The sequence below is a fragment of the uncultured Umboniibacter sp. genome (assembly GCF_947497555.1).
Lineage (GTDB): Bacteria > Pseudomonadota > Gammaproteobacteria > Pseudomonadales > DSM-25080 > Umboniibacter.
The window spans coordinates 34,906-55,771 of the sequence record NZ_CANMGY010000002.1 but is presented as its reverse complement, the minus strand read 5'-3'; the positions used below and the strand labels follow the sequence as shown (position 1 = coordinate 55,771).

Sequence of the window (20,866 nt, the reverse complement as noted above, 5' to 3'; positions counted from 1 at the left end):
GGACTAAAACGGTACCTCATCGTTAAATCTGAGTGATGGACGATTAGCGGGAAGCTGCCCAGTACTTGCAATAATTTTTCCCTCTGCGCACACTGGGTTTTATAACAATAATATTCAGCGTGCGTGCTCTTCAGTGAGTTCTTTCGAACCGGATTGCTTCCCCTGTTCAGGCTTATCGTCCAGGTGGTGAACAGCGTTAGGGTTTGATGATTAGCTCAGAGCGCTAGCGTTCAAGGAGAAAGTACGTGAAGCCCTACGTTGTCATTGGTGCGGGTCCGTCTGGATTGGCCGCGGTACGAAGATTAGTTGAGCAGGAAATTCCCGTTGTTGGCGTTGAAACGCATGCCGATGTGGGAGGTCTTTGGGATATTAATAGTTCCACCAGTACCATGTATGACAGCGCCCATCTCATCTCCTCTAAGTCGATGACACAGTTCAATGACTTCCCCATGCGAGATGACGTTGCCACCTACCCAAAGCACACCGAGTTGCAAGCCTATTTCAGCGAGTTTGCGGATCACTTCGACCTCAAAAAACATTACCGTTTCAATACTTATGTCAGTTGGATGGAACCCGTGGATGGCGGATGGAAAATCAGCCTCGTTGCAAATGGCGTAACGGAGGAATTGGACGTGGCAGGTGTGGTATTAGCCAACGGGACGCTACACGAGCCAAAACGCCTGAAGCTACCGGGTGACTTTAGTGGTGAACAACTACACAGTAGTGAGTATCGTGATCCGGCTATTTTTGCTGGTAAACGCGTACTTATCGTCGGCTGCGGTAACAGTGGCTGTGATATTGCGGTGGATGCGGTTCACCGCGCTAAGTCGGTTGATATGGTGGTTCGACGCGGCTATTACTTCCTGCCCAAATTTGTCATGGGTAAGCCCACGGATACACTGGGTGGACTGATTAAAATGCCAGGACAGATCAAGCAGCTATTGGATGGCCTATTGGTCAGATTGATATCGGGTAAACCCAGCCAATTCGGTCTGCCTGACCCAGATTACAAGATGTATGAGTCTCACCCAGTTATTAATTCGATGTTTCTACATCATATTGGTCATGGTGACATTAGCGTCAGGCGCAATATCACCGAAGTTAGTGGCAACGCGGTACATTTTGATGATGGTAAGCTAGCTGAATACGATCTTATTTTGGAAGCAACCGGCTATGTACTGCATTTCCCATTTATTGATCCTAAACATCTTAACTGGCAGCGGGAAGCTCCGGATCTCTACCTCAAAATGTTCACCCCCGAGCACGATAACCTGTTCTGCGTGGGGATGGTTGAAGCAGCGGGTTTGGGTTGGCAGCCAAGAGATGACCAAGCTCGAATTATTGCGCGCTTCATTAAGGGTAGGGCGAAGAACAGAGCGGGCGCCAATAAACTCTGGGATAAAATTCGCTCACGCGTTTATGAGCCGCTGAATGCTGGCTTCAATTACCTGAAATTAGAGAGAATGTCATTCTACGTGAATAAACAGGCTTACCTCGACGCGCTCAGGAAAACTGAAAAGCAGTTGGAGCGCTAATATGTCACCTGGCTTTATGATTGCGCTAAATTTGGTGTTGGGCTGTATGATGTTCGGCATCGCGCTGAGCCTAACCCCAGCAGACTTTAAACGTGTGGCGGTTATGCCGAAGGCTGCAGCAGTAGGGTTGGTCTGTCAGTTTATTCTCTTACCCTTCGTCAGCTACGTTATTACGATTGCTTTTAAGGTGCCAGCCGAAGTGGCGCTAGGCCTGCTTCTTGTTGGCTGCTGCCCAGGCGGAACCTTCTCCAACATCATGACCTATCTAGCACGAGGTAACGCGGCTTTGTCGGTGTCGATGACCGCTGTTTCGAGCTCAGTGGCGGCGTTCGCGACACCGGCAAACTTCCTACTTTATGCCTCACTGAATCCCGAGACGGCTGGCTTAGTTACGGCTATTGATGTGGGCGTTGTGGGTATTGTGAGCTTTGTGTTCGGGGTGTTAATCGTACCGTTGATACTTGGTTTATTAGTTCGTCATCGTTGGCCGGCACTCGCCGCCAGATTTGAAACACCCTTTCGCCGCTTCTCCCTCGTACTGCTGCTCAGCTTTGCGCTGATTGCATTGGGTTCGCATTGGGAGCAATTTGCGGCAGGTGTAACGGGCTACGCGCTATTGGTGATTCTGCACAACCTCGTGGCCTTGAGTATGGGTTTTGGCATGGCAACCTTGGCGCGCCTCGATAGCGCGGATCGTCGAGCGGTGACGCTGGAAACAGGTATTCAGAACTCCGGTTTGGGGTTGGGCATTATCTTTAGCTTTTTCCCAGGTTATGGCGAGATGGCCATCATTGCAGGAGCCTGGAGTATTTGGCATTTAACCAGTGGTTTGGCGCTGAGTAGCTGGTGGGCAAGACGGACAAACATTGAGTTGCTCAAGGCAGGGAGATGATAAAGCGAATTCTTATTACCGGCTCGGAGGGCTACGTCGGCAAGCGTCTGGTTGCTCGACTAAGCAAAGACTATGACGTTTTTGGTATCGATTTAGCTCCTGACGCAAGCCACAACTATCACTACCAACAAATGGATATTCGTTCTGAGCAACTCGCTGAGCGACTAAAAACTTGGGGAATTACCCATATTATTCATTTGGCCAGTATCGTCAGTCCGTCTGCGGATGAGGCTAGAGACTATGACATCGATGTTAATGGCACCAGAAACCTGGTCGAATGTGCGTTGATTGGTGGGGTTGCTCATTTTACGGTCACCAGCAGTGGTGCTGCGTATGGCTACCATGCTGATAACCCAGAGTGGTTATCTGAAACAGACCCGCTTCGCGGTAATGACAGCTTCTCCTACTCACGCCATAAGCGATTAGTCGAAGAGTTACTTTCCGGCTTCAGAAATTCGAACCCTGAACTACAGCAGCTAATACTTCGCCCGGGCACGGTACTCGGCGAGGCCACTGATAACTTAATAACGCGGTTATTTCAGCGCTCCCGCATTTTGGCCGTGCGCGGTTCGAGTTCGCCCTTTGTGTTTATTTGGGATGAGGATCTCGTCAATATCATTATTCACGGTATCGAAGGGGATATCTCGGGGGTGTTCAACGTTGCGGGAACGGGTGCCGTATCGATACGCGAGGTGGCGAAAATATTGGGTAAGCCGTTGCTTGATATACCCGCCGGCGTGCTGCGTTTTTTACTGTCAATCGGACGCATACTTCGACTCACTCCCTACGGTCCCGAGCAACTCGACTTTTTACGCTATCGTCCAGTATTAGATAATAAAAAGTTAATTGAAAAGTTTCCTTACACTCCGAGTAAAAGCTCACGAGAGACCTTTGATTTTTATTTAGCTGCACAGCGAGCGAAAGATGACTAAACCCATAGCCGTAATCACCGGCGCCGCTTCAGGTATTGGTGAGGCATTAGCCGAGCAGCTTGTGAGTAGCCACCGATTAATTCTCGTGGATATCAATCGCGAAGCCCTCTCGGCGCTCTCCACACGTTTAGCGGGGAGTGAAGCCTTAGTGGCAGATCTGACGAGCACCAGCGAAATCGAGGCATTGCTTAACAAGCTAAATTTATTGACCGGAAACTTAGCGCTATTAATCAACAGCGCAGGAATCACTCATCGGTCGCTGGCCTGTGAAACGGAACTGGAGGTTGTTAAGCGAGTGATGCAGGTGGATTATTTCGCGCCCGTGCAACTCGTTTCTGGGCTTTTTGAACGCTTGAATCAGGATGCCACACTCATTGTTAACTTAGGTTCTATGGCGGGTTGGATGCCGGTGGCGGGCAGGGCGGGCTACTGTGCAGCAAAGTCAGCCCTAACTCAGTATTTTGAAACACTTCGCGCCGAAAGTAGTCATTTAGGGCTGTCCATTCTAATGGTTTACCCAACTTTCGTAGCAACGCCTATAGAGCATAATGCGCTTGATGGAGCCGGAGGTATGACGAATAAACCTCGATCAACTGCAGGTAATGTTCAGACCCTGGACAGTGTGGTAACAAAAATTATGCGTGCCATTCATCGTCGTGACGAACGTCTTTATTTCGATATCTTTACGAGCTTTGCAAAAGTTCTGTATTGGTTGTTTCCTCGGGTTTACCAAAGGCTAATGAGACGTAAATTCAGCGAGGAAATTAGCGGTTGAACCTAGGGGTTGCGAGGGTATAAGCGTTGAGCTAGAAAAGCGGCGAATGACGGTGGTCTATTGCTCGAAATTGACTAGCCCAATATAAGAACTAGCATTAAAAGATTGCTAAATATTGAACACAGAGTGTTAGTTCACCACAGCAGTGGTGCAAAACAATTTTTTTCTAGAGGCCAAATATCATGGCGAAGATTAGTGCACCTAGCGGGCTAGTTCACGCACTGGAATTAGATGGCAAAGGCGGTGTATCAACCTTAACATGGGATGATTCCTCTTGGGCTAATGGCAATAATATTTGGCTTCACTTTGACTTTGAAGATCCCCAGGCAACCTCATGGATCCAAGATGAGAGTCACCTCAATGAGCTCGCTATTGAAGAGTTGTTATCCGAGGATACTCGCCCCAACTTCCTACGTCGCAATGACAATTTACTGCTCATCCTACGCGGCGTTAACCTTAATGAAGGTGCGGAACCAGAGGACATGGTTGCCGTGCGAATATGGACCGATGGGCAGCGAATGATTTCAACACGACGAAGGCATTTATTATCTACTCAAGATGTGTTGGCGAAACTCAATGAGCAAGAGGGCCCAGTGTCCATCGGACAGTTGTTGGTAGATTGGATTGAGGCGATTGTTGGCCGGATGACTAACACCGTGGATGCGTTAGAAGATGAACTGCTTAACAATGAACAGCGATTGCTGGATGATGATGACCAGTCTTTACGAACGGATTTAATGAAGTTGAGACGCAGAGTAATTAGTCTAAAACGCTATCTAACGCCTCAGCGTGAAGCACTGCATCGTCTGGAAAGTGAACCATTAACTTGGTTAGATGACTCAGACCGGCTGAGGTTACGCAGTATTTCAGATCGTCAGGTTCGTCATGTTGAGGATTTAGATTTAGTTCGCGAGAGAACTGCCATGGCACTCGAGGAGTTAGCTGCTCGATCGGCCGAACAGCTCAATCAACGAAGTTACTTGCTGACTATCGTTGCCGCCCTGTTTCTTCCGCTAGGATTCTTCACCGGATTAATGGGCATTAATGTTGGCGGAATGCCAGGCGTAGAAAACGACCAAGCGTTTTGGTGGGTTAGCATTAGTTGTGTGGGGCTAACAATACTGATGATATTATATTTTCGTTGGAAGCGATGGCTATAGGAGCTCGTCAGATTTCCATGGTATGCCGTCAAAGCGCCGACTGAAAACTCCCTTTTTTGCGCTTTATTAGGGCGCAATTTTCTCTAGCGACTTATGAACTACCAAAGGAATTCAAGTAGAGATGAAAATACTTAGCTTGATGACTTAGGTAATTCGAGGGGAAGATGGTTTTTTAGCCCAGCTTGGGAAGGAATCATGCCACTACGAAATAAATTAGAGTCGCCTTCTTGGAACAGCTTGAACAACCATGGCAGTGTTTTATGGCTTGATAAGTTCGCTTCGTTGAGTTCGTTTTATCTTCGTTATCTATCTCAATTTCTTGGCCTTACTCTGCTACTTATTAACCAAAGTTCTGCTGCCGAACTTCAGCGTTTAAAGAGCCAGATGGTGCCAATGCGCGACGGCGTAGAGTTGTCTACCGATATCTATCTCTCTACCACCCACCAAGTCAATCTTCCTGCCGTGCTAATTCGTACGGTCTACAACAAAAATAATACTTTTGAATGGAATCCAGTTTGGGCCGAACTGGTTGAACAGGGCTATGCTATTGTCATTCAGGATATTCGAGGACGCTTTGAGTCAGGTGGTGAATATGCTATCGCAGCGGGGCGCAGAACAGATGGCATAGACACCCTTGATTGGCTAATAGAACAACCTTGGTCAAATGGTAAGGTAGCACTAGCCGGTTGCAGTTATTTAGGTGAGACACAAGTCGTGCTGGCTGCTACTAACCACCCTAGTTTAGTCACCGCGATTCCGATGTCAGCGGCGTCAGGCTATTACGAGCCGGGAAGGGCTTGGCAGGCGTTTAGTGGCGGAGCCTTTGAGTTAGGTCAGACTGCTGGCTGGTTCGCCGGAAGTGGTTCAAAGGTTTATACTCAACCTCCCCCTGGGACGGCGCGAGGCGAGTACTTTCAGAGCTTAGTTGAGCCAATTGAAATGACTCCTCCAATTGACTTCTCGCGTTATCTCGACGCGCTCGCTTCGCTACCCGTGATAGACGTGCTAGATAGAGCGGGCGTTCCCGACAATGACTTTAGGCGCTGGCGTGAGTCACATCCCGATGGTGATTATTTTAGAAATCTCGATTTAGTTACCGCTGAGGATTCGACTAGCATCCCTATGTTATTCATGGACTCTTGGTACGACTATGGGGCAACAGAAACCTTAGCCATGATGGAAACATTCGAGCGCAATGCACAAACTGAGCAAGCGAAGGAACATCAGTTTCTAGTAATTGGTCCAGGCACTCACTGTAACTATGACGATGTAAAGGAAGACACTCGAGTTGGTACAAGGGAAGTCGGCGATGCTCGTTTTGATTATGCTCAGTTGCAGCGGGATTGGTACAATTTCTGGCTCAAGGGTGAGCGTAACGCCGTGCTTGATCGCCCCCGAATTCAGTATTATCAGTTAGGCACGAATGAATGGCGATCAACAGAAACCTGGCCGCCTGAGGGGTCCGAGTACCAGCGCTGGTACCTTAGTAGCTCTCGCGGAGCAAATAGTTTAGATGGGGATGGTGTTCTGCTGAGTGCGCCCCCTGAAAACATGTCGGTAGACGAGTTTAGTTATGACCCTGCGGATCCTGTACCCTCATTGGGAGGTCATACCTGTTGCACAGGAACCGATACTGAAGCTGGAGGCTATGATCAACGAGCGATTGAACAGCGCGAAGATGTGCTGGTCTACACCAGCGAGGTGTTAGATCATAATGTTGAGATGGCGGGGCGTATTCGGGCTGTATTAACCGTGTCGTCCTCGGCAGTGGATACGGATTTCAGCGTGAAGCTTGTGGATGTTTACCCAACCGGTGAGGCATTTAATATCCAGGAGGGAATGCTGAGAATGCGCTATCGGGATAGCTTAACCGAAGCCACTTTGATGAAGCCCGGCGAACGCTATCAGATTGAAATTGACCTCCACACCACGGCTAATACCTTTCTTAAGGGGCATCAAATTCGCGTTGAGATCAGCTCCTCAAATTACCCCCGAATTGAGCGAAACCTTAACACCGGGGGAAATAATTATGATGAGGTGAGTGGAGTTATTGCGGAAAATAGCGTCTTTACCGGACCTGAAATCGCTGGTTATGTGGAATTTCCAGTCTTACCCTAACGTTGTCCGTCGTATTTGGTGGTATTGAGATACTAAGCCATCGAGATAGGTAAGATGGCGAAGTCTGGTAGATTGGTTGTCCCAAGAGGGAGTAGCCAGTAAGAGAAATGCGTTAATTTACCTCTTTCTCGTTCTCCAAACGCTTTATAGTTTCCTCAAAGTTCTCTATTTCTTCCTCACGAATGTCTTCCGCCTGAGCATCGATATCCTCATTGCTCTCTGCTGTGTCGTACTCCTTGTCACATGGGGTTAGGCCCTCACCAATACCACAAAGATGATAGTAGCCTTCGCGGTCGATATACACTTCTTCGGCTGTGACATTAGCGCTTGAGTTACTGCAGCCTGAGACGAATAGGACGAGTGAAATGATGACACTTAGTAGTTTGAGCATGTTAGCCTCGATATACTGGAAAGCTATCCACTATAGTCTGTTGAATAACGCTGGGCAACGATTAGGCATCGCTGCTGAGGTGATTAAGACGCGAATACCTTATTAAGGCTAAGCCTCGCTACGGCGCGATGAGTCTACCCTTACTAATGTCATGAAAATTGGCCAGCTACTCACTTCGGGGATAATGACTCAGAACTACCCTATTAAGCTAATTCAAACTGCTAGCACCTATGACTAATACAGCTATGCGACGTAACTAAATATTTGCTTTTACGGTGACTCGCGCTACCCTGTTGACTGAGCAATTTAATAAATATCGTTCAGTTAATAGGGTGCCTATGATTAAAGAGATGAGCTCGCCTAGGACTTTGTTTCCAACCAATTTACCCGTTTTATTTTCAGAACGTTGTTGCTTAACGCCTATTGAAAGCGCGCATCAGCAACCGCTTTTCGCCTTGCACAAGCATAACGTCGTTAATGATTTCCTTCCCTATGAAACTTGGCTAGATGCCTCCCAAGCCTCTGAGTTCGTTCAGCAGGTTCAGCAATATCATGAATCAAAAGCTGCCATTCATCTCGCCGTGATACATCAAAAGTTTGATCAGCTTATAGGCAGATTAGTGGTGTTTAATTTGGATGACAAGCATCGCTCAGTTGAAATAGGTTATGCCTTTCATCCTGACTTTTGGGGTGAGGGCCTTGCCAAGGAAAGTTGTTGTAGGCTGATAGATTACCTGCTGAAAGAACGAGGCGTGCACCGTATCAATGCCATAGTCGACACTGAAAATGTGGCCTCAATTGCGCTCCTAAGACGTTGCGGTTTTGTGCATGAAGGGACAATGCGTGAATGTCGACAAAAACAGCGACGTTGGATTGATAGTGCCATTTTTGGACTGCTATCCAATGACTTTAACAACGGGAGTACCTAAGATGAAAGTATTGTGGCTTATTGGTTTTACCGTGGTATTAGTTTGGTCGGGAATTAATCCAAAGGATCAGTTTACCTGGTTCCTCGAGGTACTTCCTACGCTGATTGGTCTGGCACTGCTAGGCGCAACCTATAAACGATTCCCGCTGACGCCAATGCTCTATGGTTTTATCCTACTGCACTGTTGGATATTGATGGTTGGCGGCCATTATACCTATGCGGAGGTGCCGGCGTTTGATTGGTTACGAGATACCTTTGACATGGAGCGCAACAATTACGACAAAGTTGGTCACTTTGCGCAGGGATTTATACCCGCTTTGCTGGCGAGGGAAATTTTGATTCGCCGTGAGGTGGTCAAAAGTATTGCCTGGACGAATGTGTTCATTATCTCAGTTTGCTTGGCATTTAGTGCGTTCTATGAATTGATTGAGTGGCGTGTAGCGTTGATCAGTGGCGAAGACGCTGAGGCGTTCTTAGGAACTCAAGGCTATGTCTGGGATACTCAGTCGGATATGGCGCTTGCCTTAGTTGGTGCGATTTGTTCCATTATCGTCTTAGCTCGGTGGCATGATCGACAGCTTTCTCAACTAGGTAGCTCAAGTGGAAGACCACACGCCACGGCTTGAAGCTAGATTGAATACCATAAGAAGACTGCCCATTTGTTTGTAGAGCAATTTTGTGGGCCGATCACAACAGCTGGGCAGTCTTAGCTGTAATAATCGGCGATGTTAATGTATCTGTGAGGCATGTCGAATAAACACACCAGTTAGATATTTATTACAGCGACCATGCACTAGCAGCGCATGGAATCGGGTAATGAGAGCCCAAGGTCTTCGTAAATAGAATTTTAACAAGTTACGACCCACACCCTTAGCTCGACTTGTTGATTCCGTTAGCTCATTGGCCATTAAATCGTCATACACCCATTCTTGAACCTGTTCAAAGCCAGTGTGGAATTGAAAATCAAACTGTCGCAACAGGTGTTTAAAGCTTCGCTCACTAAAGTCGTGAAGATGATGAGGGTTTCCGTCACAGGTGGGAGTAGTGGGGACCGAAGCAATCAGTTTGCCATTGACGCGAAGTAATTTGGAAAAGTTTTCCAGCAGCGCATGAACCGAGGGCAGATGCTCGATAGTCTCTAGACTGACAAGGGTGTCGAAGTACTGATTTGATGCAAACTTAGTGGCGTCACCGCTGAGATAACTGAGATTAGGACGTTGATAATGCTGCCTGGCATAGAGAATGGCCGTCTCATCGATATCCACGCCGACAAAGGTTTTATCAGGATGCGCTTCCGCCATTAACGCGGTACCGTAGCCGCAGCCGCAGGCTAAATCTAGAATTCGGTCGCCTATTAACTGCTGGGATGCAAAGCGATAGCGGCTTTGGTGTAACTCGATAGCGTCTTTATCGGCGTTCTTACTAGGATCCATCCTTTGCGGATAGATTCGCTCTAGCGATGTGTAGGCTACTCGATCACGGTTCATAACTGGCTCACTTTGGCAGGTAAATTTAATACTGCTGATTGATCCACTACTGATTTAGAATATAGGGTATTGTGGACACTGTGAACACATTTTGTCATGGGATAGCAAACAGCTTAATGGAGTGAGGACATGACCGAAAACCTGCTACTTGTCATACTTTCAACGTTACTTGCGGGGATCGCAATGCCGCTGGGCGCATTGGTTAGTTCGTTCTCAGCTATTAGCTCAAAAAATGAGTTGCGACATACGGTCATGGCATTTGGTGGCGGAGCACTGCTCTCGGCTATTGCGCTTGTTCTAGTGCCTGAAGGGATCGTTGGCTTTCAGCCGTTGACTGCCGCTGCTTTGCTGGTGTTGGGTGGGCTACTTTTTATGGCTTTGGATATCTGGCTGGCGCGTTCTAATACCCCTGCAAGCCAGTTGGCAGCGATGCTGGCTGACTTCATTCCAGAATCGCTAGCCTTGGGTGCGGCGTTTGCTACAGGGTCAGAGAGCGCGTTCTTACTGGCTATTCTCATTGGTTTGCAAAATCTACCGGAGGGTTTCAATGCCTACCTAGAACTCAAGGGCGATGGTGTGTTTCGTGGTAGCAGGATTATTCTGATCTTTATGGCCATGTCGCTTTTAGGTCCTATCGCGGGTACGGTAGGCTATATATATCTCACGGACTATCCACAGTGGGTATCGGGAGTTATGTTAGTGGCCTCTGGCGGTATTCTCTATTCGGTATTCCAAGATATTGCTCCGAAGGTACGTTTGGAGACTCATTGGTTACCACCGATGGGTGCCGTACTTGGCTTTATGCTAGGTCTAGTAGGGTCGATGTGGGCCGCATAGCATGTCACACTGAGTCGAAGAAAAATTGATGCACCTAATAGTGAACCAATAGGACGGAATGAAACAGGTATATACTCATCCCAACCTCGCAATGGTCCAGCAAATGGCCAACATTCTTGAGTTGCGGCAAGTCCCGTCGGAAGTTCGCAATCAATTTGCCGCCGGTGCCACTGGCGAGTTGTCGTTTATTGATTCATGGCCTCAGTTGTTCGTTGATGAAATTGATTTTCAGCGCGCGACGCGTTTCGTGGATCAAGAGTTGAAGCAGACTGGAGAGGATTGGAACTGCGACCATTGCGGCGAGCAAAACGGTTTCGCATTTGGTGCCTGTTGGCAATGTGGCAACATCCACCCGGAGGATAAATTGTGACGATTAGCTGGGAAGACTTCAGTAAAATTGAATTTCGCGTGGGCACGATTATTGACGCGAAGGTCTTCGAACAGGCGCGAAATCCTGCCTACCTATTGTGGGTCGATTTTGGTGAGGAGCTGGGGGTTAAAAAGTCTAGCGCTCAGATTACGGCTCACTATGAGGTGGACGCTCTCATCGGTAAACAAGTATTAGCGGTAGTGAACTTTCCGCCTAAACAAATAGGACCTATCCGCAGCGAGTGTTTAGTTACTGGTCTTTATGATCAAGATGGCGAGGTGGTGTTAGCAGTGCCCGATAAGCCCGTTCAAAATGGAGCCAAATTAGGCTAATGACTTTGCTCGTGGGCGCGGACTTGGCGTGGCGATTAGAGCGGAATAACAGTGCTCTGTCATTAGTTGAAGCGCAGCAGGGTGTCCTCTATCTGCGCTCGGTGGTGCCCGCTATCGTTGGCGCGTCGGAGGTGCTAGCTAGAATTATCGACTGGCAGCCAAGTGGAATCGCTATTGATGCTCCCTTAGTGGTGAATAATGATCAAGGTATGCGAGCTTGCGAGCAGGCGTTAAATCAAGTTTATCGAGCCAAATATGCGGGTTGTCATCCCACAAATCTTACTCTCTACCCCCAGCGGGAAATCAGCCTACTCAGTGAGCAACTTCAACGCCAGGGATATCATCATTTAGTAACCGACTACTGGCAAATTGAGTGCTATCCGCATCCAGCGCTAATCGAGTGGTTTCAACTTGACTTGCGGATCGCCTATAAGCGTGGCTCGGTAGATCAACGCAAAGAAGGGCAACGGCGACTTGTGAAATTTCTACGGCAATGGATCGCCAAGGGTAAACTCATTGTAGATGAGTCAGTGGAGTACCTTTTTGAACCCTCGCGTATTGCATCGCTAAGGGGAAATTCGTTAAAGGTCAATGAAGACGCCTTAGATGCCGTGATCTGTGGCTTAATAGCGGGCTGCTATCACTACCAGACGCCACACCACTGTTTTGGTTCGCTTAAGGATGGCTATATATGGGTCCCTAAGGAACCGCTGTAAAACGATTAAATGGTTCGTTCTCTTAGCGGTGTTAACGTTGCTGCCTAGTGGTTGTCAGGATGAGCTAGTTGATCAGATACTGGGGTGTGCAAGCAGATTGAGGTAGTAAAAATCATGCCGGATTATGACCTGAGGTACTTCGGTATTTATTCCACTGAAAAGCAATCCAACTGGGCGAATTTAACGTAGTAGGGCACAAGCGATCATTCACTAGGGCTCTACTATGACATCACCAACGTTCGTTGCAAATACGCGTATAGTTTGGCTAGCCGAGTTAGTTTGGTTTAACGCTGCGTGGGCGAGTTTAGTATTCGGCCACCAAGTAATGCCGTGGCTGGGCCCGGTGCTTGTTATGATGGGGGTGATGTTCAGTAAGATAAGAAGCCAACTCCGATCGGTGTTCGTCATTGCGTTAATAGGGTGTTCGATTGACCAAATTTTGACGGCTATTGGCTTCTTCAACTTTCAGAGCGCCCAACCTAGCGCAGTTCCCACGATTCCCTATTGGTTAGTAGCCCTTTGGCTATGCTTCTCAGCAACGCTTCACAGCAGCCTAGCATGGTTAGTTCAGAAGCCGCCGGTGGTTACCATGGCGGCATTTGGTATTTCAGGCCCTTTCTCCTACTGGGTGGCGTTTAAAGCAGGAGCGTATGCGTTGCCGCATAGCCTCGCAATTAGTATGACGGTACTAGTTATCGTTTGGGCACTTTTTGGTTGGCTCTTTCCCCGATTATTAAAGCATGACAGCAAGCAGGTTAGATCATGAAATCAATTAAACTGGTAGCACTCATTTTTTTCCTTGTTCCGTTCGTTTCGGAAGCCGCCTGTCGTAATTGGGAAAAGGTCGGCGAAACAGAACTCACTAAACTATGGTTTGATATCTATCGGGCAGAACTTAGAACGCCAGAGGGGACCTACCGTAGTGGCGAACCACTGTGCCTTCGACTTAATTATCTCATTGATATCTCGAAGAGCGACTTATTAGCAGCCACTGACGATTCTTGGGAACACCTTGGCGTCAGCCCCGAAAAACGCGCCGAATGGCTGGATAAGCTGAAATTGGTTTATCGGGACATTCGCGACGGAGATATTTTCGAACTTACCATTGATGAAAATGGCTATGCGAACTTTCATCACAATGAGCAATTTACGGGAAGATTAATGGATCAAGAATTTAGTAAAAAATTCGCTGCAATTTGGTTAGCGGAAGAGGCTCAGTATCCTGCTCTGGGTGCAGAGTTACGCGGCGAGGTAACCCCGTAATGAAAGCTTTATTATTACGTCTTTCGCTAGTTGTTGTGGTAGGACTCACCTTGGGGTCATGCAGTAAAGCGAGCTATGAGCACCTAGAACCTCGTTTTGATTTACAGGGATTCTTCAATGGTGAACTTCACGCCTACGGTATCGTTCGAAGCCGCGGTGGAGAACTAATGCGTCGTTTCAAGGTGAATCTTGTTGGCTCTTGGAAGGACGGCGTCGGTACGCTAGACGAGCAATTTCTCTATGACGACGGAGAACGAGCACAGCGCGTGTGGACGTTCGTTGACGATGGTGAAGGCAATTATACAGGTACCGCTAATGATACCTTAAGTACTGCAGTACTTAGTATTTCAGGGCCTGAGTTGACGTTGAGTTACGACATCTCACTTGAGGTGGGAGGTTCTAATTACGAGGTTCGTTTTGATGATTGGATCTACGCCATCGATCGTGATCGCGTCATTAACGTAAGTGAAATTTCTAAGTTTGGCCTTACACTGGGTGAAGTTATACTGGTAATGGAAAGAGGGCATCAGCCGTTGAGCTTTGAATAACTGAAATTTATTCATCGAAGCGTTGCCCCTCTGATACACTTATCGTATTCGAAACAGTACCCACAGGGCATCTCAATGGAAAAAGTATACATTTCAGCGCAAGAACTCCTCGAAGATTCAGCTAAGCTAGCCTTACAAATTTTTGAGAGCGGTTTCCGCCCCGATTACATTGTTGGTGTATGGCGCGGTGGTGCGCCGGTGGGAATTATGGTCCAAGAGGTGTTGGATGTTTTGGGGGTAGAATCAGATCATATCGCAATTCGTACCTCATCCTATACCGGCATAGGTGAGCGTAGCCGTACTGTAAAGGTGCACGGTCTAACTTACCTTATCAAGCGCTTAGAGTCCGAAGACTCACTGCTAATTGTTGACGATGTTTACGATTCGGGTTTAAGTATCCAGCAAACAATCATTGACCTCCAAAGGGCCTGTAAAAAGAATACGCCGGAGATTCGAATTGCGACCCCTTACTTTAAACCCGCTAATAATCAAACTGAACGAACCCCTGACTATTATATTCATGAGTCAAATGAGTGGTTAGTGTTCCCGCATGAGATTGATGGCCTCTCAGCGGACGAGATTCGAGCAAATAAGCCCGAATTTGCGGTGATTGCCGATAAGTTAATGGAACTCGGCAAGCTCTCCTAAAATTCTCTTATCCTAGACGTTGCGTTTGACCGCGACGCTTTTCAATGACTAATACGCTAAGGCGTCGTCGCTCCGCTCGCAGAGTTTCGTGACCACGCCTTTTTTAGGTATGATGCTTAACTAATGGGGGTTTCTGCAAGCAGTTATCCCCTAAATCATTAGTGAGTATGAGGATTCAGGTGCGAGTATATTCTGCCGGTAAAGAGGATGTGGCCAAGATAGCGCCATTGTTTAATAGCTATCGCCAATTCTATGAGTGCGATAGTGATATAGCGGCTGCAGAGAGCTACCTACAAAACCGATTAGAGGCCGATGAGTGCCGCGTTTTTCTAGCTGAACACCAGGGTAAGGCAGTGGGCTTTACTCTGCTCTATGCTAGCTATTGTTCTCTGGCTCTCAAGCCAATCTATATTCTCTACGATCTTTATGTGACCGAGCGTGCTCGTCGACTTGGAGTCGGTTCGGCGTTAATGACTGCTGCCGAGCAGTTCGCTAAAAATCAAGGAGCATGTAGGATCCAATTAGAGACCAATCATGCGAATAAAACGGCGATAGAGCTATACGAGCGACGTGGTTATGAACTCGATACTGTCTATCGGGCTTACACACGAGAGTTGGGATAACAATGAAAATTTGGTTAGATGCTGATGCTTCACCGAGACCGGTGAAGGAAACACTATATCGTGCCGTACAGCGAGTTGAATTGCACTTAACTGTTGTGTCCAATCACGCCTTTGAGATCCCTCGTTCCCCCTTTATTGAACGACTGCTGGTAGCGAGTGGTTTTGATGAGGCGGATAACGAAATTGTAGCCCGTTGCACTCAGGGAGACATCGTTATTACCAACGATATCCCACTTTCCGCCGACGCTATCGAAGCGGGCGCTATGGTGTTGAATTTCCGCGGAGAAAAGCTGACTAAGGCGAATATCAGTGCAAGGCTCTCAATGAGAAACTTTATGGATGAGCTTCGTTCTAGTGGCGTAGATACTGGTGGTCCAAAGGCATTCAGCGCGGCTGATACTCGTGAGTTTGCTAATTCTTTGGATCGGGAACTGAGTGCCGCGTTGAGAAGAAAAAAGAACTGATTAAGCTAGTTTCGGGTTAATTCTGCCTTAGATGAGCCAATCTCTACTTCTTAGATATACTCTAGTTAGCTAGACAGTAGCCGAGCAGCGTTGAAAACGACCAGAGTGATGCGTTCTGGAACGGTTTCGAGTAGGAATCAATTGAACTCAACGAGTACCCTAGATTCCCGAAGCAAGGTTGGGGACTAGCTATAGTCGCACTAGGGTACCTTATACTCGGTACCATTGGTCAAAGCGCTAGCAGCTACGTTAATTTTTATGACGATTGTTACTGAAGAGGTTAAATCTATGTCACAGCTTGCTCGTTTAATCGCATTGGTCGGTACCATTGCATGCTTCGTATATGTTCCGGTTTCGGCCTTAGGAATTGAAAGCTATTACTTTATCTGGGAAAATTCGGCAGGGATCCACGCCTATGATCACATTGATTGGGAGCGTCTGGGTCTCCAATTAATCGCCGTTTATGTTGTTGCCTTGGTCATCGCTAACCTTAAGAATCTATTTGGTAAATAAGCATGCCTGAGAATGCTGTTTCTATCTCGCCATGGAAGGGCATGAGTATTGTATTTCAGTACCTAAGCAACCACATTGTCTATTCAGCGACGGCACTTTCGGGTGCCGAAGTGATTCGCGTTAATAATCAGATTGTTGCGCACCGAGTCCTCAGTGAACAACCTCGTACTCTCAGTTTTGTCGTAGATGGGATAGCACTTCTCATTCGTACATCGGTTTGCGCTGATCGCAGTAATGCCATCACGGTGGCATTGGTCGTAGATGAAGTTGAGGTAGATGGCTTTGATTTGAGTTTTATACCACTTAAGCGCGTACTCTTTCGTCGTCTTCTACTGGTTATGCTACTTAGCATGTTGACTGCGATAGGTTTCGCAAGTGGCCTAGTTGTTTGGTGGGCGGCACTGCTGTGCGGGGCGTTGGCCGCGATGCTACCATTATTTGGTGTGCGCGGTCGGTGGATTATTGAGCGACGCTCGCTAGTAAGCTGATAGAAGTCGATAGGTAATAAGTTCAGCTAATTTCTTTGATTGTCACTAATCTCTTCGTAAATTCTGTAATATTAGCCTTCTAAAAAAACTTATAGTGTCCATGGATTTAAAAGCTGTGGTAGTATTGTGACTAATTGGTCATGCTTCCCTTGGACAGCTAGCGCGCCATATAGATAGAACAGAATTTGGAGTACTGAAAGACTATGATAACAGCCAAACAGGGCCTTGATCGTCTAAAAGCCGGCAACACTTCATTCGTTACGGAACGTCGTTCCGTAGGTAAAGTAAGTATCGAACGAAGATTGGAGCTGATAGCTGGACAATTTCCCTTCGCCATTATTTTAGGCTGTTCGGACTCACGAGTTCCGGCGGAAATTATCTTTAACCAGGGTTTGGGCGATCTATTCGTTATCCGTGTTGCGGGTAATATTGTAGCCCCGTCTCAGATTGGTAGCATCGAGTATGCGGCCGAAATGTTTGGCACACCGCTAGTAGTTGTGATGGGGCATTCTAACTGTGGTGCTGTTGAGGCAACCTTACAAGCCTTGGATGACCCCTCGTCAGGGCGGAGCGATAATCTGAAGTCTATTGTTGAACGTATCCGTCCTGCAGTGATTGGTTGCGATCATAGCCTAGCTCCCGAGGATCGCTTAGAGGAAGCAGTTAGAGCGAACATTTTAGCATCAGTACAAAACCTTAAGAATGGCTCAGATATCATCAAGCAGCTACTAGCAGATGGTCGGCTAACTATTGTGGGAGCTGAGTATTCGCTGGAGACTGGGTGCGTTAGTTTTATCGATGTCTAGTATTGGACTGAGCTGCAGTTGTGGAGCATGCTGTGGTGAAATCATTGCTGAGCCACAACGTGTTTCGGTTTGCTATTGCATGAGCTGCAGAAAGCGAACTGGCTCAGTTTTGTCTACCCAAGCACGGTTTTTGTGTTCAGACGTTACCTTTGAAGGTAGTACTCATTCCTATCGTCGTTGCTCGGAAGACGGAGCAGAAATAATTTTTGATTTTTGCCCTGCGTGCGGAAGTACCATTAAGTACAGGCACTCAGCGCTGGTAGACCAAGTGATTATCCCACTGGGTGTTATTGACCAAACTGAGCTCTGGCAGCCTTCTGCTGCAATCTATAATGATCGACGACCTGCCTGGCTGCCGCACAATGAACATATTGAATGGATTGACTAGGTGTTTTCTCGCATTAAAAAGTTGAGAAAAGCCAACGACGCTGCGTTATAGTTAAATTAACTGGATTTCGCTTAATAGAGGATCTCATGCGTTATTTGTGTGGAGCATGTACCACCCATTTCCGTTTAGACGGTGTGGCACTCAATCACGAGCGGAAGGGCAATCAAAAGCGCTTAGTCTGCCCGCATTGCAAGGCAAAAATCCTGGCCTTGGAGCCGTTTAATTCAGCGTGGCGTAACGAAGTGAGTTACTGGGTTTTGGGTACAGTAGTAGCGATGTATGCGGTGCAGTTGTTGATCAACGGAATCCCAAGCAGCCATTACTTCTATTCATCGTTAGGTCAGGTATTCGTCGCGTTGACGAGTTTCCAATGTTATCAAAAATTCGGCACTATCTTTACCAAAGCGGACAATCGCGACGATTGATTAACAGGCTGGATCAGTGCATTCTTTATAGGATGCTCAGTTTGGCAACGCTTTCTCTTCGCACTTTCGTTCAATGATCTTACTCATTAAATTAGGCCAAAGCGTCGAATTCGGGCTTAGCGGCAAACTAACGAGCGCAGGAGCACTCGTTAGTTTAGTTTAGCTTAACTTAACTACCACTCAGCCTTTGCACTGACACCAATCTGACGCGGTGCACCGAGTTGCACGTAGGTCTCAGTGATATAGCCATTAGCTGGATTATTACCAAAGCTTCCGAAGCCACGCGTTTGCGTTTCCTCATCCGTCAAATTCTTCGCCCAAAGTCGAATATCCCAATTGCGTAATGACCAATTCAAACTGGCATTTAAGAGCACATAGCTTTCCGACTGCGCCTCATGGCGGGTTGAAAAGTAGAATGAGTCCTTAGCTTCTAGACCGATACGTCCACTGATTGACGCGGATAGCTGATAGTCCAAATCTACGGAGGCACTATAGCTTGGTGCGTGTGCAGATTCACGGTTGCGTAAACCGGATGATACATCGTCAAGTTCGGTGTGAAGCAGGCCGATATTGGCAAGTAATTCTAATGAAGGGTTAATCCGCCACTGGGTATCGGCCTCGATGCCGTAGCTGATCCCTTCGGCTGAGTTATCCGTGTAATCCACAAACTGAGTACTGCCGTCAGGGCGAAGAATCAAGCGAGAAGCTTTAATCTGCACAGCTTCGCGATCCTGGCGGAAGATGCCGACGCGATAGTCGAGTTGCGCTCCGTTACCGATAAGACCTAACTCAGTGTTCCAGAGCGTCTCGGTTTCGTAGCTGCGAAGGGCTTCGGGAAGCTCGGTGCTGCTATTGAAGCCGCCAGCTTTATAACCACGCGATACGAGGGCATAGAAGCGATTGTCGTCCGATAGTAGCCATTCATAGGAGAGCTTACCGCCCCACATCGTCTCTGATGGTGCACTGGAGATGCCGTCTGAATCACTATAATCCGCATCCCACTGCTCAACTCGGGCACCCACAAGGAGACGAGAGTAGTCGTTCAAGGCGAAGGTCGTTTCACCGAATAGCGCGCGAGTGGTGGCATCAAAGCTGGATGAGAACGGAGCTGCTAGGTAAGTGTATTCGCGGCGCAAATCCGTGCCACGCTGAGCGGTATAAATGCCCACGGTCCAATCGAGTGGGGCGTCGTCCTTCGAACGAATTCGCAGCGTACCATTATAGGAGTCTGAGTCTCTAGCGTAGGCATCATAGCTGGAGTACTCCCAAGGGTGGAAACCAACGTAAGACCAGTCTTCGTCATAGGCATAAAGAAGGTCCGATTGTTGAGCGGCGATATTCCATTCAACATTTACACTTGAAAAACCGTTATGGGTAGCCGCCAGCGATGCGGCGCTAGTTTGTTGTTGATCTACGCCCGGCTGGTCCGATTGAGTTGCATAGTCGTTATCGAAGTTAAAGGCGTCGTAGCCGTTATCCATATCAAGATAGTAGGCTGTGAATCGATACTCGGAAGTTGCCGTAGGAGAGTAATCAACGGCTAGGCGAAGACTTTGCTCGTCACGATTTTGAGTATCATCGTCTGTATAATAATTGTAATAGTAACCGTCGCTAGTTAGCTTTTTGGCTGCGACACGAACGGCCAACTCTTCGGTCAATGCGGTATTAGCAGTTAAGCCGATCTCCCGTGTATTGAACCGTGATGCGCCTAACTCAAGGGCGAATGACGATTCCTGCTGCGCGCGGTTACCCGCGACGTAGACTAGGCCGGCTAGTGCATTCGCGCCATGAAAGGTACCTTGAGGCCCGCGAAGTACTTCAATCTGCTGGGTGTCGATTAGGTTGGCACCAGCCGCTAAACCACTCATCTCAATACCATCAACTACTAATCCTACGGATGGGTTAAGCGGTTCTACAAACTGGGAACGGGCACCGATACCGCGAATTTGAAAGAAGCGAGGATTAGAGCCGCCTGAGGCAAAGTTAACGTTAGCTAAACTGCCAAGGGCTTCAGCCAAGTTAGTAGCTTGGCGCTGATTAATCTCATCGGCACCCACCACAGAGGTTGATGCTTCGGTGTTGCTAAGTAGGCGGTCAGAATGGTTCGCGGTGACCACGATTTCTTCAATAGCTTGGGCGAGAAGGGAGGGGGCCGCGGCGAGTGAAAGTATCGCGACAACGAAATTAGTTCGAGCAGACTTCATGGTTTTCTCCAAAAATAGCAGAC

General features: G+C 47.8%; 26 protein-coding genes. 23 read left to right on the top strand and 3 right to left on the bottom strand.

Features of this window, described 5'->3' with window-relative positions:
• Positions 1-245: 245 nt before the first annotated feature.
• The 6 genes from Q0698_RS03060 (at position 246) to Q0698_RS03035 (ending at position 7,412) form a co-directional block, all read left to right on the top strand.
• Positions 246-1,535, top strand: a complete 1,290-nt coding sequence (locus Q0698_RS03060) for an NAD(P)-binding domain-containing protein (RefSeq protein WP_298633619.1) — start codon at positions 246-248, stop codon at positions 1,533-1,535.
• 1 nt (position 1,536) lies between these two features.
• The gene (locus tag Q0698_RS03055) at positions 1,537-2,427 is read left to right on the top strand and encodes a bile acid:sodium symporter family protein (protein ID WP_298633618.1); all 891 of its coding nucleotides are present in this window, start codon (positions 1,537-1,539) and stop codon (positions 2,425-2,427) included.
• Positions 2,424-3,359 carry an SDR family oxidoreductase gene (locus Q0698_RS03050; protein WP_298633617.1) on the top strand — a complete coding sequence of 312 codons (936 nt, stop codon included), beginning with the start codon at positions 2,424-2,426 and terminating at the stop codon, positions 3,357-3,359. Before Q0698_RS03055 ends, Q0698_RS03050 begins: the two co-directional genes overlap by 4 nt.
• A complete protein-coding gene (locus tag Q0698_RS03045) occupies positions 3,352-4,134 on the top strand; it encodes an SDR family NAD(P)-dependent oxidoreductase (RefSeq protein WP_298633615.1) in 783 nt (260 codons plus the stop codon). The genes Q0698_RS03050 and Q0698_RS03045 overlap by 8 nt, the downstream gene beginning before the upstream one ends.
• Positions 4,135-4,316: 182 nt before the next feature.
• Positions 4,317-5,294 carry a zinc transporter ZntB gene (locus Q0698_RS03040; protein WP_298633613.1) on the top strand — a complete coding sequence of 326 codons (978 nt, stop codon included), beginning with the start codon at positions 4,317-4,319 and terminating at the stop codon, positions 5,292-5,294.
• A gap of 195 nt (positions 5,295-5,489) precedes the next feature.
• Positions 5,490-7,412, top strand: coding sequence for a CocE/NonD family hydrolase (locus tag Q0698_RS03035; protein ID WP_298633611.1), 1,923 nt, complete (start codon positions 5,490-5,492; stop codon positions 7,410-7,412).
• A gap of 112 nt (positions 7,413-7,524) precedes the next feature.
• Here Q0698_RS03035 and Q0698_RS03030 read toward each other — a convergent pair whose 3' ends face one another.
• Positions 7,525-7,803, bottom strand: a complete 279-nt coding sequence (locus Q0698_RS03030) for a hypothetical protein (RefSeq protein WP_298633609.1) — start codon at positions 7,801-7,803, stop codon at positions 7,525-7,527.
• 338 nt (positions 7,804-8,141) lie between these two features.
• Here Q0698_RS03030 and Q0698_RS03025 point away from each other — a divergent pair, with 338 nt between their 5' ends.
• Both Q0698_RS03025 and Q0698_RS03020 read left to right on the top strand, forming a co-directional pair.
• Positions 8,142-8,732 (top strand): GNAT family protein, encoded by a 591-nt coding sequence (locus tag Q0698_RS03025; RefSeq protein WP_298633607.1) that lies wholly within the window; start codon positions 8,142-8,144, stop codon positions 8,730-8,732.
• Between the two features lies 1 nt (position 8,733).
• Positions 8,734-9,357 (top strand): DUF2238 domain-containing protein, encoded by a 624-nt coding sequence (locus Q0698_RS03020; RefSeq protein ID WP_298633605.1) that lies wholly within the window; start codon positions 8,734-8,736, stop codon positions 9,355-9,357.
• A gap of 102 nt (positions 9,358-9,459) precedes the next feature.
• On the opposite strand, the gene Q0698_RS03015 is transcribed toward Q0698_RS03020, so the two are convergent.
• Positions 9,460-10,218 carry a class I SAM-dependent methyltransferase gene (locus Q0698_RS03015; RefSeq protein WP_298633603.1) on the bottom strand — a complete coding sequence of 253 codons (759 nt, stop codon included), beginning with the start codon at positions 10,216-10,218 and terminating at the stop codon, positions 9,460-9,462.
• A gap of 129 nt (positions 10,219-10,347) precedes the next feature.
• On the opposite strand from Q0698_RS03015, the gene Q0698_RS03010 reads away from it, so the two are divergent.
• The 15 genes from Q0698_RS03010 (at position 10,348) to Q0698_RS02940 (ending at position 18,639) form a co-directional block, all read left to right on the top strand.
• Positions 10,348-11,055 carry a divalent cation transporter gene (locus tag Q0698_RS03010; RefSeq protein WP_298633602.1) on the top strand — a complete coding sequence of 236 codons (708 nt, stop codon included), beginning with the start codon at positions 10,348-10,350 and terminating at the stop codon, positions 11,053-11,055.
• 58 nt (positions 11,056-11,113) lie between these two features.
• Positions 11,114-11,425 carry a DUF2007 domain-containing protein gene (locus tag Q0698_RS03005; RefSeq protein ID WP_298633600.1) on the top strand — a complete coding sequence of 104 codons (312 nt, stop codon included), beginning with the start codon at positions 11,114-11,116 and terminating at the stop codon, positions 11,423-11,425.
• Positions 11,422-11,757, top strand: coding sequence for a tRNA-binding protein (locus Q0698_RS03000; RefSeq protein WP_366140259.1), 336 nt, complete (start codon positions 11,422-11,424; stop codon positions 11,755-11,757). Before Q0698_RS03005 ends, Q0698_RS03000 begins: the two co-directional genes overlap by 4 nt.
• A complete protein-coding gene (locus Q0698_RS02995; RefSeq protein ID WP_298633598.1) occupies positions 11,757-12,473 on the top strand; it encodes a DUF429 domain-containing protein in 717 nt (238 codons plus the stop codon). The genes Q0698_RS03000 and Q0698_RS02995 overlap by 1 nt, the downstream gene beginning before the upstream one ends.
• 223 nt (positions 12,474-12,696) lie before the next feature.
• The gene (locus Q0698_RS02990) at positions 12,697-13,239 is read left to right on the top strand and encodes a DUF2878 domain-containing protein (protein WP_298633596.1); all 543 of its coding nucleotides are present in this window, start codon (positions 12,697-12,699) and stop codon (positions 13,237-13,239) included.
• Positions 13,236-13,736, top strand: coding sequence for a hypothetical protein (locus Q0698_RS02985; protein ID WP_298633595.1), 501 nt, complete (start codon positions 13,236-13,238; stop codon positions 13,734-13,736). The genes Q0698_RS02990 and Q0698_RS02985 overlap by 4 nt, the downstream gene beginning before the upstream one ends.
• Complete coding sequence (locus tag Q0698_RS02980; RefSeq protein WP_298633593.1) at positions 13,736-14,284, top strand: DUF3833 family protein; 549 nt, start codon at positions 13,736-13,738, stop codon at positions 14,282-14,284. The genes Q0698_RS02985 and Q0698_RS02980 overlap by 1 nt, the downstream gene beginning before the upstream one ends.
• A 75-nt stretch (positions 14,285-14,359) precedes the next feature.
• The gene (locus tag Q0698_RS02975) at positions 14,360-14,932 is read left to right on the top strand and encodes a phosphoribosyltransferase family protein (RefSeq protein WP_298633591.1); all 573 of its coding nucleotides are present in this window, start codon (positions 14,360-14,362) and stop codon (positions 14,930-14,932) included.
• Between the two features lie 179 nt (positions 14,933-15,111).
• Positions 15,112-15,555: a GNAT family N-acetyltransferase gene (locus Q0698_RS02970; RefSeq protein ID WP_298633589.1), complete on the top strand. Its 444-nt coding sequence runs from the start codon at positions 15,112-15,114 to the stop codon at positions 15,553-15,555.
• Between the two features lie 2 nt (positions 15,556-15,557).
• A complete protein-coding gene (locus Q0698_RS02965) occupies positions 15,558-16,019 on the top strand; it encodes a YaiI/YqxD family protein (RefSeq protein WP_298633588.1) in 462 nt (153 codons plus the stop codon).
• Between the two features lie 258 nt (positions 16,020-16,277).
• On the top strand, positions 16,278-16,532 hold the full coding sequence (locus Q0698_RS02960; RefSeq protein WP_298633586.1) for a hypothetical protein: 255 nt from the start codon (positions 16,278-16,280) through the stop codon (positions 16,530-16,532).
• A gap of 41 nt (positions 16,533-16,573) precedes the next feature.
• Complete coding sequence (locus tag Q0698_RS02955) at positions 16,574-17,020, top strand: hypothetical protein (RefSeq protein WP_298633585.1); 447 nt, start codon at positions 16,574-16,576, stop codon at positions 17,018-17,020.
• A gap of 203 nt (positions 17,021-17,223) precedes the next feature.
• Entirely contained in the window at positions 17,224-17,826 is a 603-nt protein-coding gene (locus Q0698_RS02950; RefSeq protein WP_298633583.1) for a carbonic anhydrase, read from the top strand.
• A 79-nt stretch (positions 17,827-17,905) separates the two neighbouring features.
• Positions 17,906-18,214, top strand: a complete 309-nt coding sequence (locus Q0698_RS02945; protein ID WP_298633581.1) for a GFA family protein — start codon at positions 17,906-17,908, stop codon at positions 18,212-18,214.
• 86 nt (positions 18,215-18,300) lie between these two features.
• Positions 18,301-18,639 carry a hypothetical protein gene (locus Q0698_RS02940; RefSeq protein ID WP_298633579.1) on the top strand — a complete coding sequence of 113 codons (339 nt, stop codon included), beginning with the start codon at positions 18,301-18,303 and terminating at the stop codon, positions 18,637-18,639.
• Between the two features lie 173 nt (positions 18,640-18,812).
• On the opposite strand, the gene Q0698_RS02935 is transcribed toward Q0698_RS02940, so the two are convergent.
• Positions 18,813-20,843 carry a TonB-dependent receptor gene (locus Q0698_RS02935; protein ID WP_298633577.1) on the bottom strand — a complete coding sequence of 677 codons (2,031 nt, stop codon included), beginning with the start codon at positions 20,841-20,843 and terminating at the stop codon, positions 18,813-18,815.
• Positions 20,844-20,866 lie beyond the last annotated feature (23 nt).

What these genes read in the sequence shown, in the direction of transcription:
- Q0698_RS03055 (WP_298633618.1), top strand. Translation starts at nt 1,537, where the DNA reads ATGTCACCTGGCTTTATGATTGCGCTAAATTTGGTGTTGGGCTGTATG.
- Q0698_RS03050 (WP_298633617.1), top strand. Translation starts at nt 2,424, where the DNA reads ATGATAAAGCGAATTCTTATTACCGGCTCGGAGGGCTACGTCGGCAAG.
- Q0698_RS03045 (WP_298633615.1), top strand. Translation starts at nt 3,352, where the DNA reads ATGACTAAACCCATAGCCGTAATCACCGGCGCCGCTTCAGGTATTGGT.
- Q0698_RS03040 (WP_298633613.1), top strand. Translation starts at nt 4,317, where the DNA reads ATGGCGAAGATTAGTGCACCTAGCGGGCTAGTTCACGCACTGGAATTA.
- Q0698_RS03035 (WP_298633611.1), top strand. Translation starts at nt 5,490, where the DNA reads ATGCCACTACGAAATAAATTAGAGTCGCCTTCTTGGAACAGCTTGAAC.
- Q0698_RS03030 (WP_298633609.1), bottom strand. Translation starts at nt 7,803, where the DNA reads ATGCTCAAACTACTAAGTGTCATCATTTCACTCGTCCTATTCGTCTCA.
- Q0698_RS03025 (WP_298633607.1), top strand. Translation starts at nt 8,142, where the DNA reads ATGATTAAAGAGATGAGCTCGCCTAGGACTTTGTTTCCAACCAATTTA.
- Q0698_RS03020 (WP_298633605.1), top strand. Translation starts at nt 8,734, where the DNA reads ATGAAAGTATTGTGGCTTATTGGTTTTACCGTGGTATTAGTTTGGTCG.
- Q0698_RS03015 (WP_298633603.1), bottom strand. Translation starts at nt 10,218, where the DNA reads ATGAACCGTGATCGAGTAGCCTACACATCGCTAGAGCGAATCTATCCG.
- Q0698_RS03010 (WP_298633602.1), top strand. Translation starts at nt 10,348, where the DNA reads ATGACCGAAAACCTGCTACTTGTCATACTTTCAACGTTACTTGCGGGG.
- Q0698_RS03005 (WP_298633600.1), top strand. Translation starts at nt 11,114, where the DNA reads ATGAAACAGGTATATACTCATCCCAACCTCGCAATGGTCCAGCAAATG.
- Q0698_RS02995 (WP_298633598.1), top strand. Translation starts at nt 11,757, where the DNA reads ATGACTTTGCTCGTGGGCGCGGACTTGGCGTGGCGATTAGAGCGGAAT.
- Q0698_RS02990 (WP_298633596.1), top strand. Translation starts at nt 12,697, where the DNA reads ATGACATCACCAACGTTCGTTGCAAATACGCGTATAGTTTGGCTAGCC.
- Q0698_RS02985 (WP_298633595.1), top strand. Translation starts at nt 13,236, where the DNA reads ATGAAATCAATTAAACTGGTAGCACTCATTTTTTTCCTTGTTCCGTTC.
- Q0698_RS02980 (WP_298633593.1), top strand. Translation starts at nt 13,736, where the DNA reads ATGAAAGCTTTATTATTACGTCTTTCGCTAGTTGTTGTGGTAGGACTC.
- Q0698_RS02975 (WP_298633591.1), top strand. Translation starts at nt 14,360, where the DNA reads ATGGAAAAAGTATACATTTCAGCGCAAGAACTCCTCGAAGATTCAGCT.
- Q0698_RS02965 (WP_298633588.1), top strand. Translation starts at nt 15,558, where the DNA reads ATGAAAATTTGGTTAGATGCTGATGCTTCACCGAGACCGGTGAAGGAA.
- Q0698_RS02960 (WP_298633586.1), top strand. Translation starts at nt 16,278, where the DNA reads ATGACGATTGTTACTGAAGAGGTTAAATCTATGTCACAGCTTGCTCGT.
- Q0698_RS02955 (WP_298633585.1), top strand. Translation starts at nt 16,574, where the DNA reads ATGAGTATTGTATTTCAGTACCTAAGCAACCACATTGTCTATTCAGCG.
- Q0698_RS02950 (WP_298633583.1), top strand. Translation starts at nt 17,224, where the DNA reads ATGATAACAGCCAAACAGGGCCTTGATCGTCTAAAAGCCGGCAACACT.
- Q0698_RS02945 (WP_298633581.1), top strand. Translation starts at nt 17,906, where the DNA reads ATGAGCTGCAGAAAGCGAACTGGCTCAGTTTTGTCTACCCAAGCACGG.
- Q0698_RS02940 (WP_298633579.1), top strand. Translation starts at nt 18,301, where the DNA reads ATGCGTTATTTGTGTGGAGCATGTACCACCCATTTCCGTTTAGACGGT.
- Q0698_RS02935 (WP_298633577.1), bottom strand. Translation starts at nt 20,843, where the DNA reads ATGAAGTCTGCTCGAACTAATTTCGTTGTCGCGATACTTTCACTCGCC.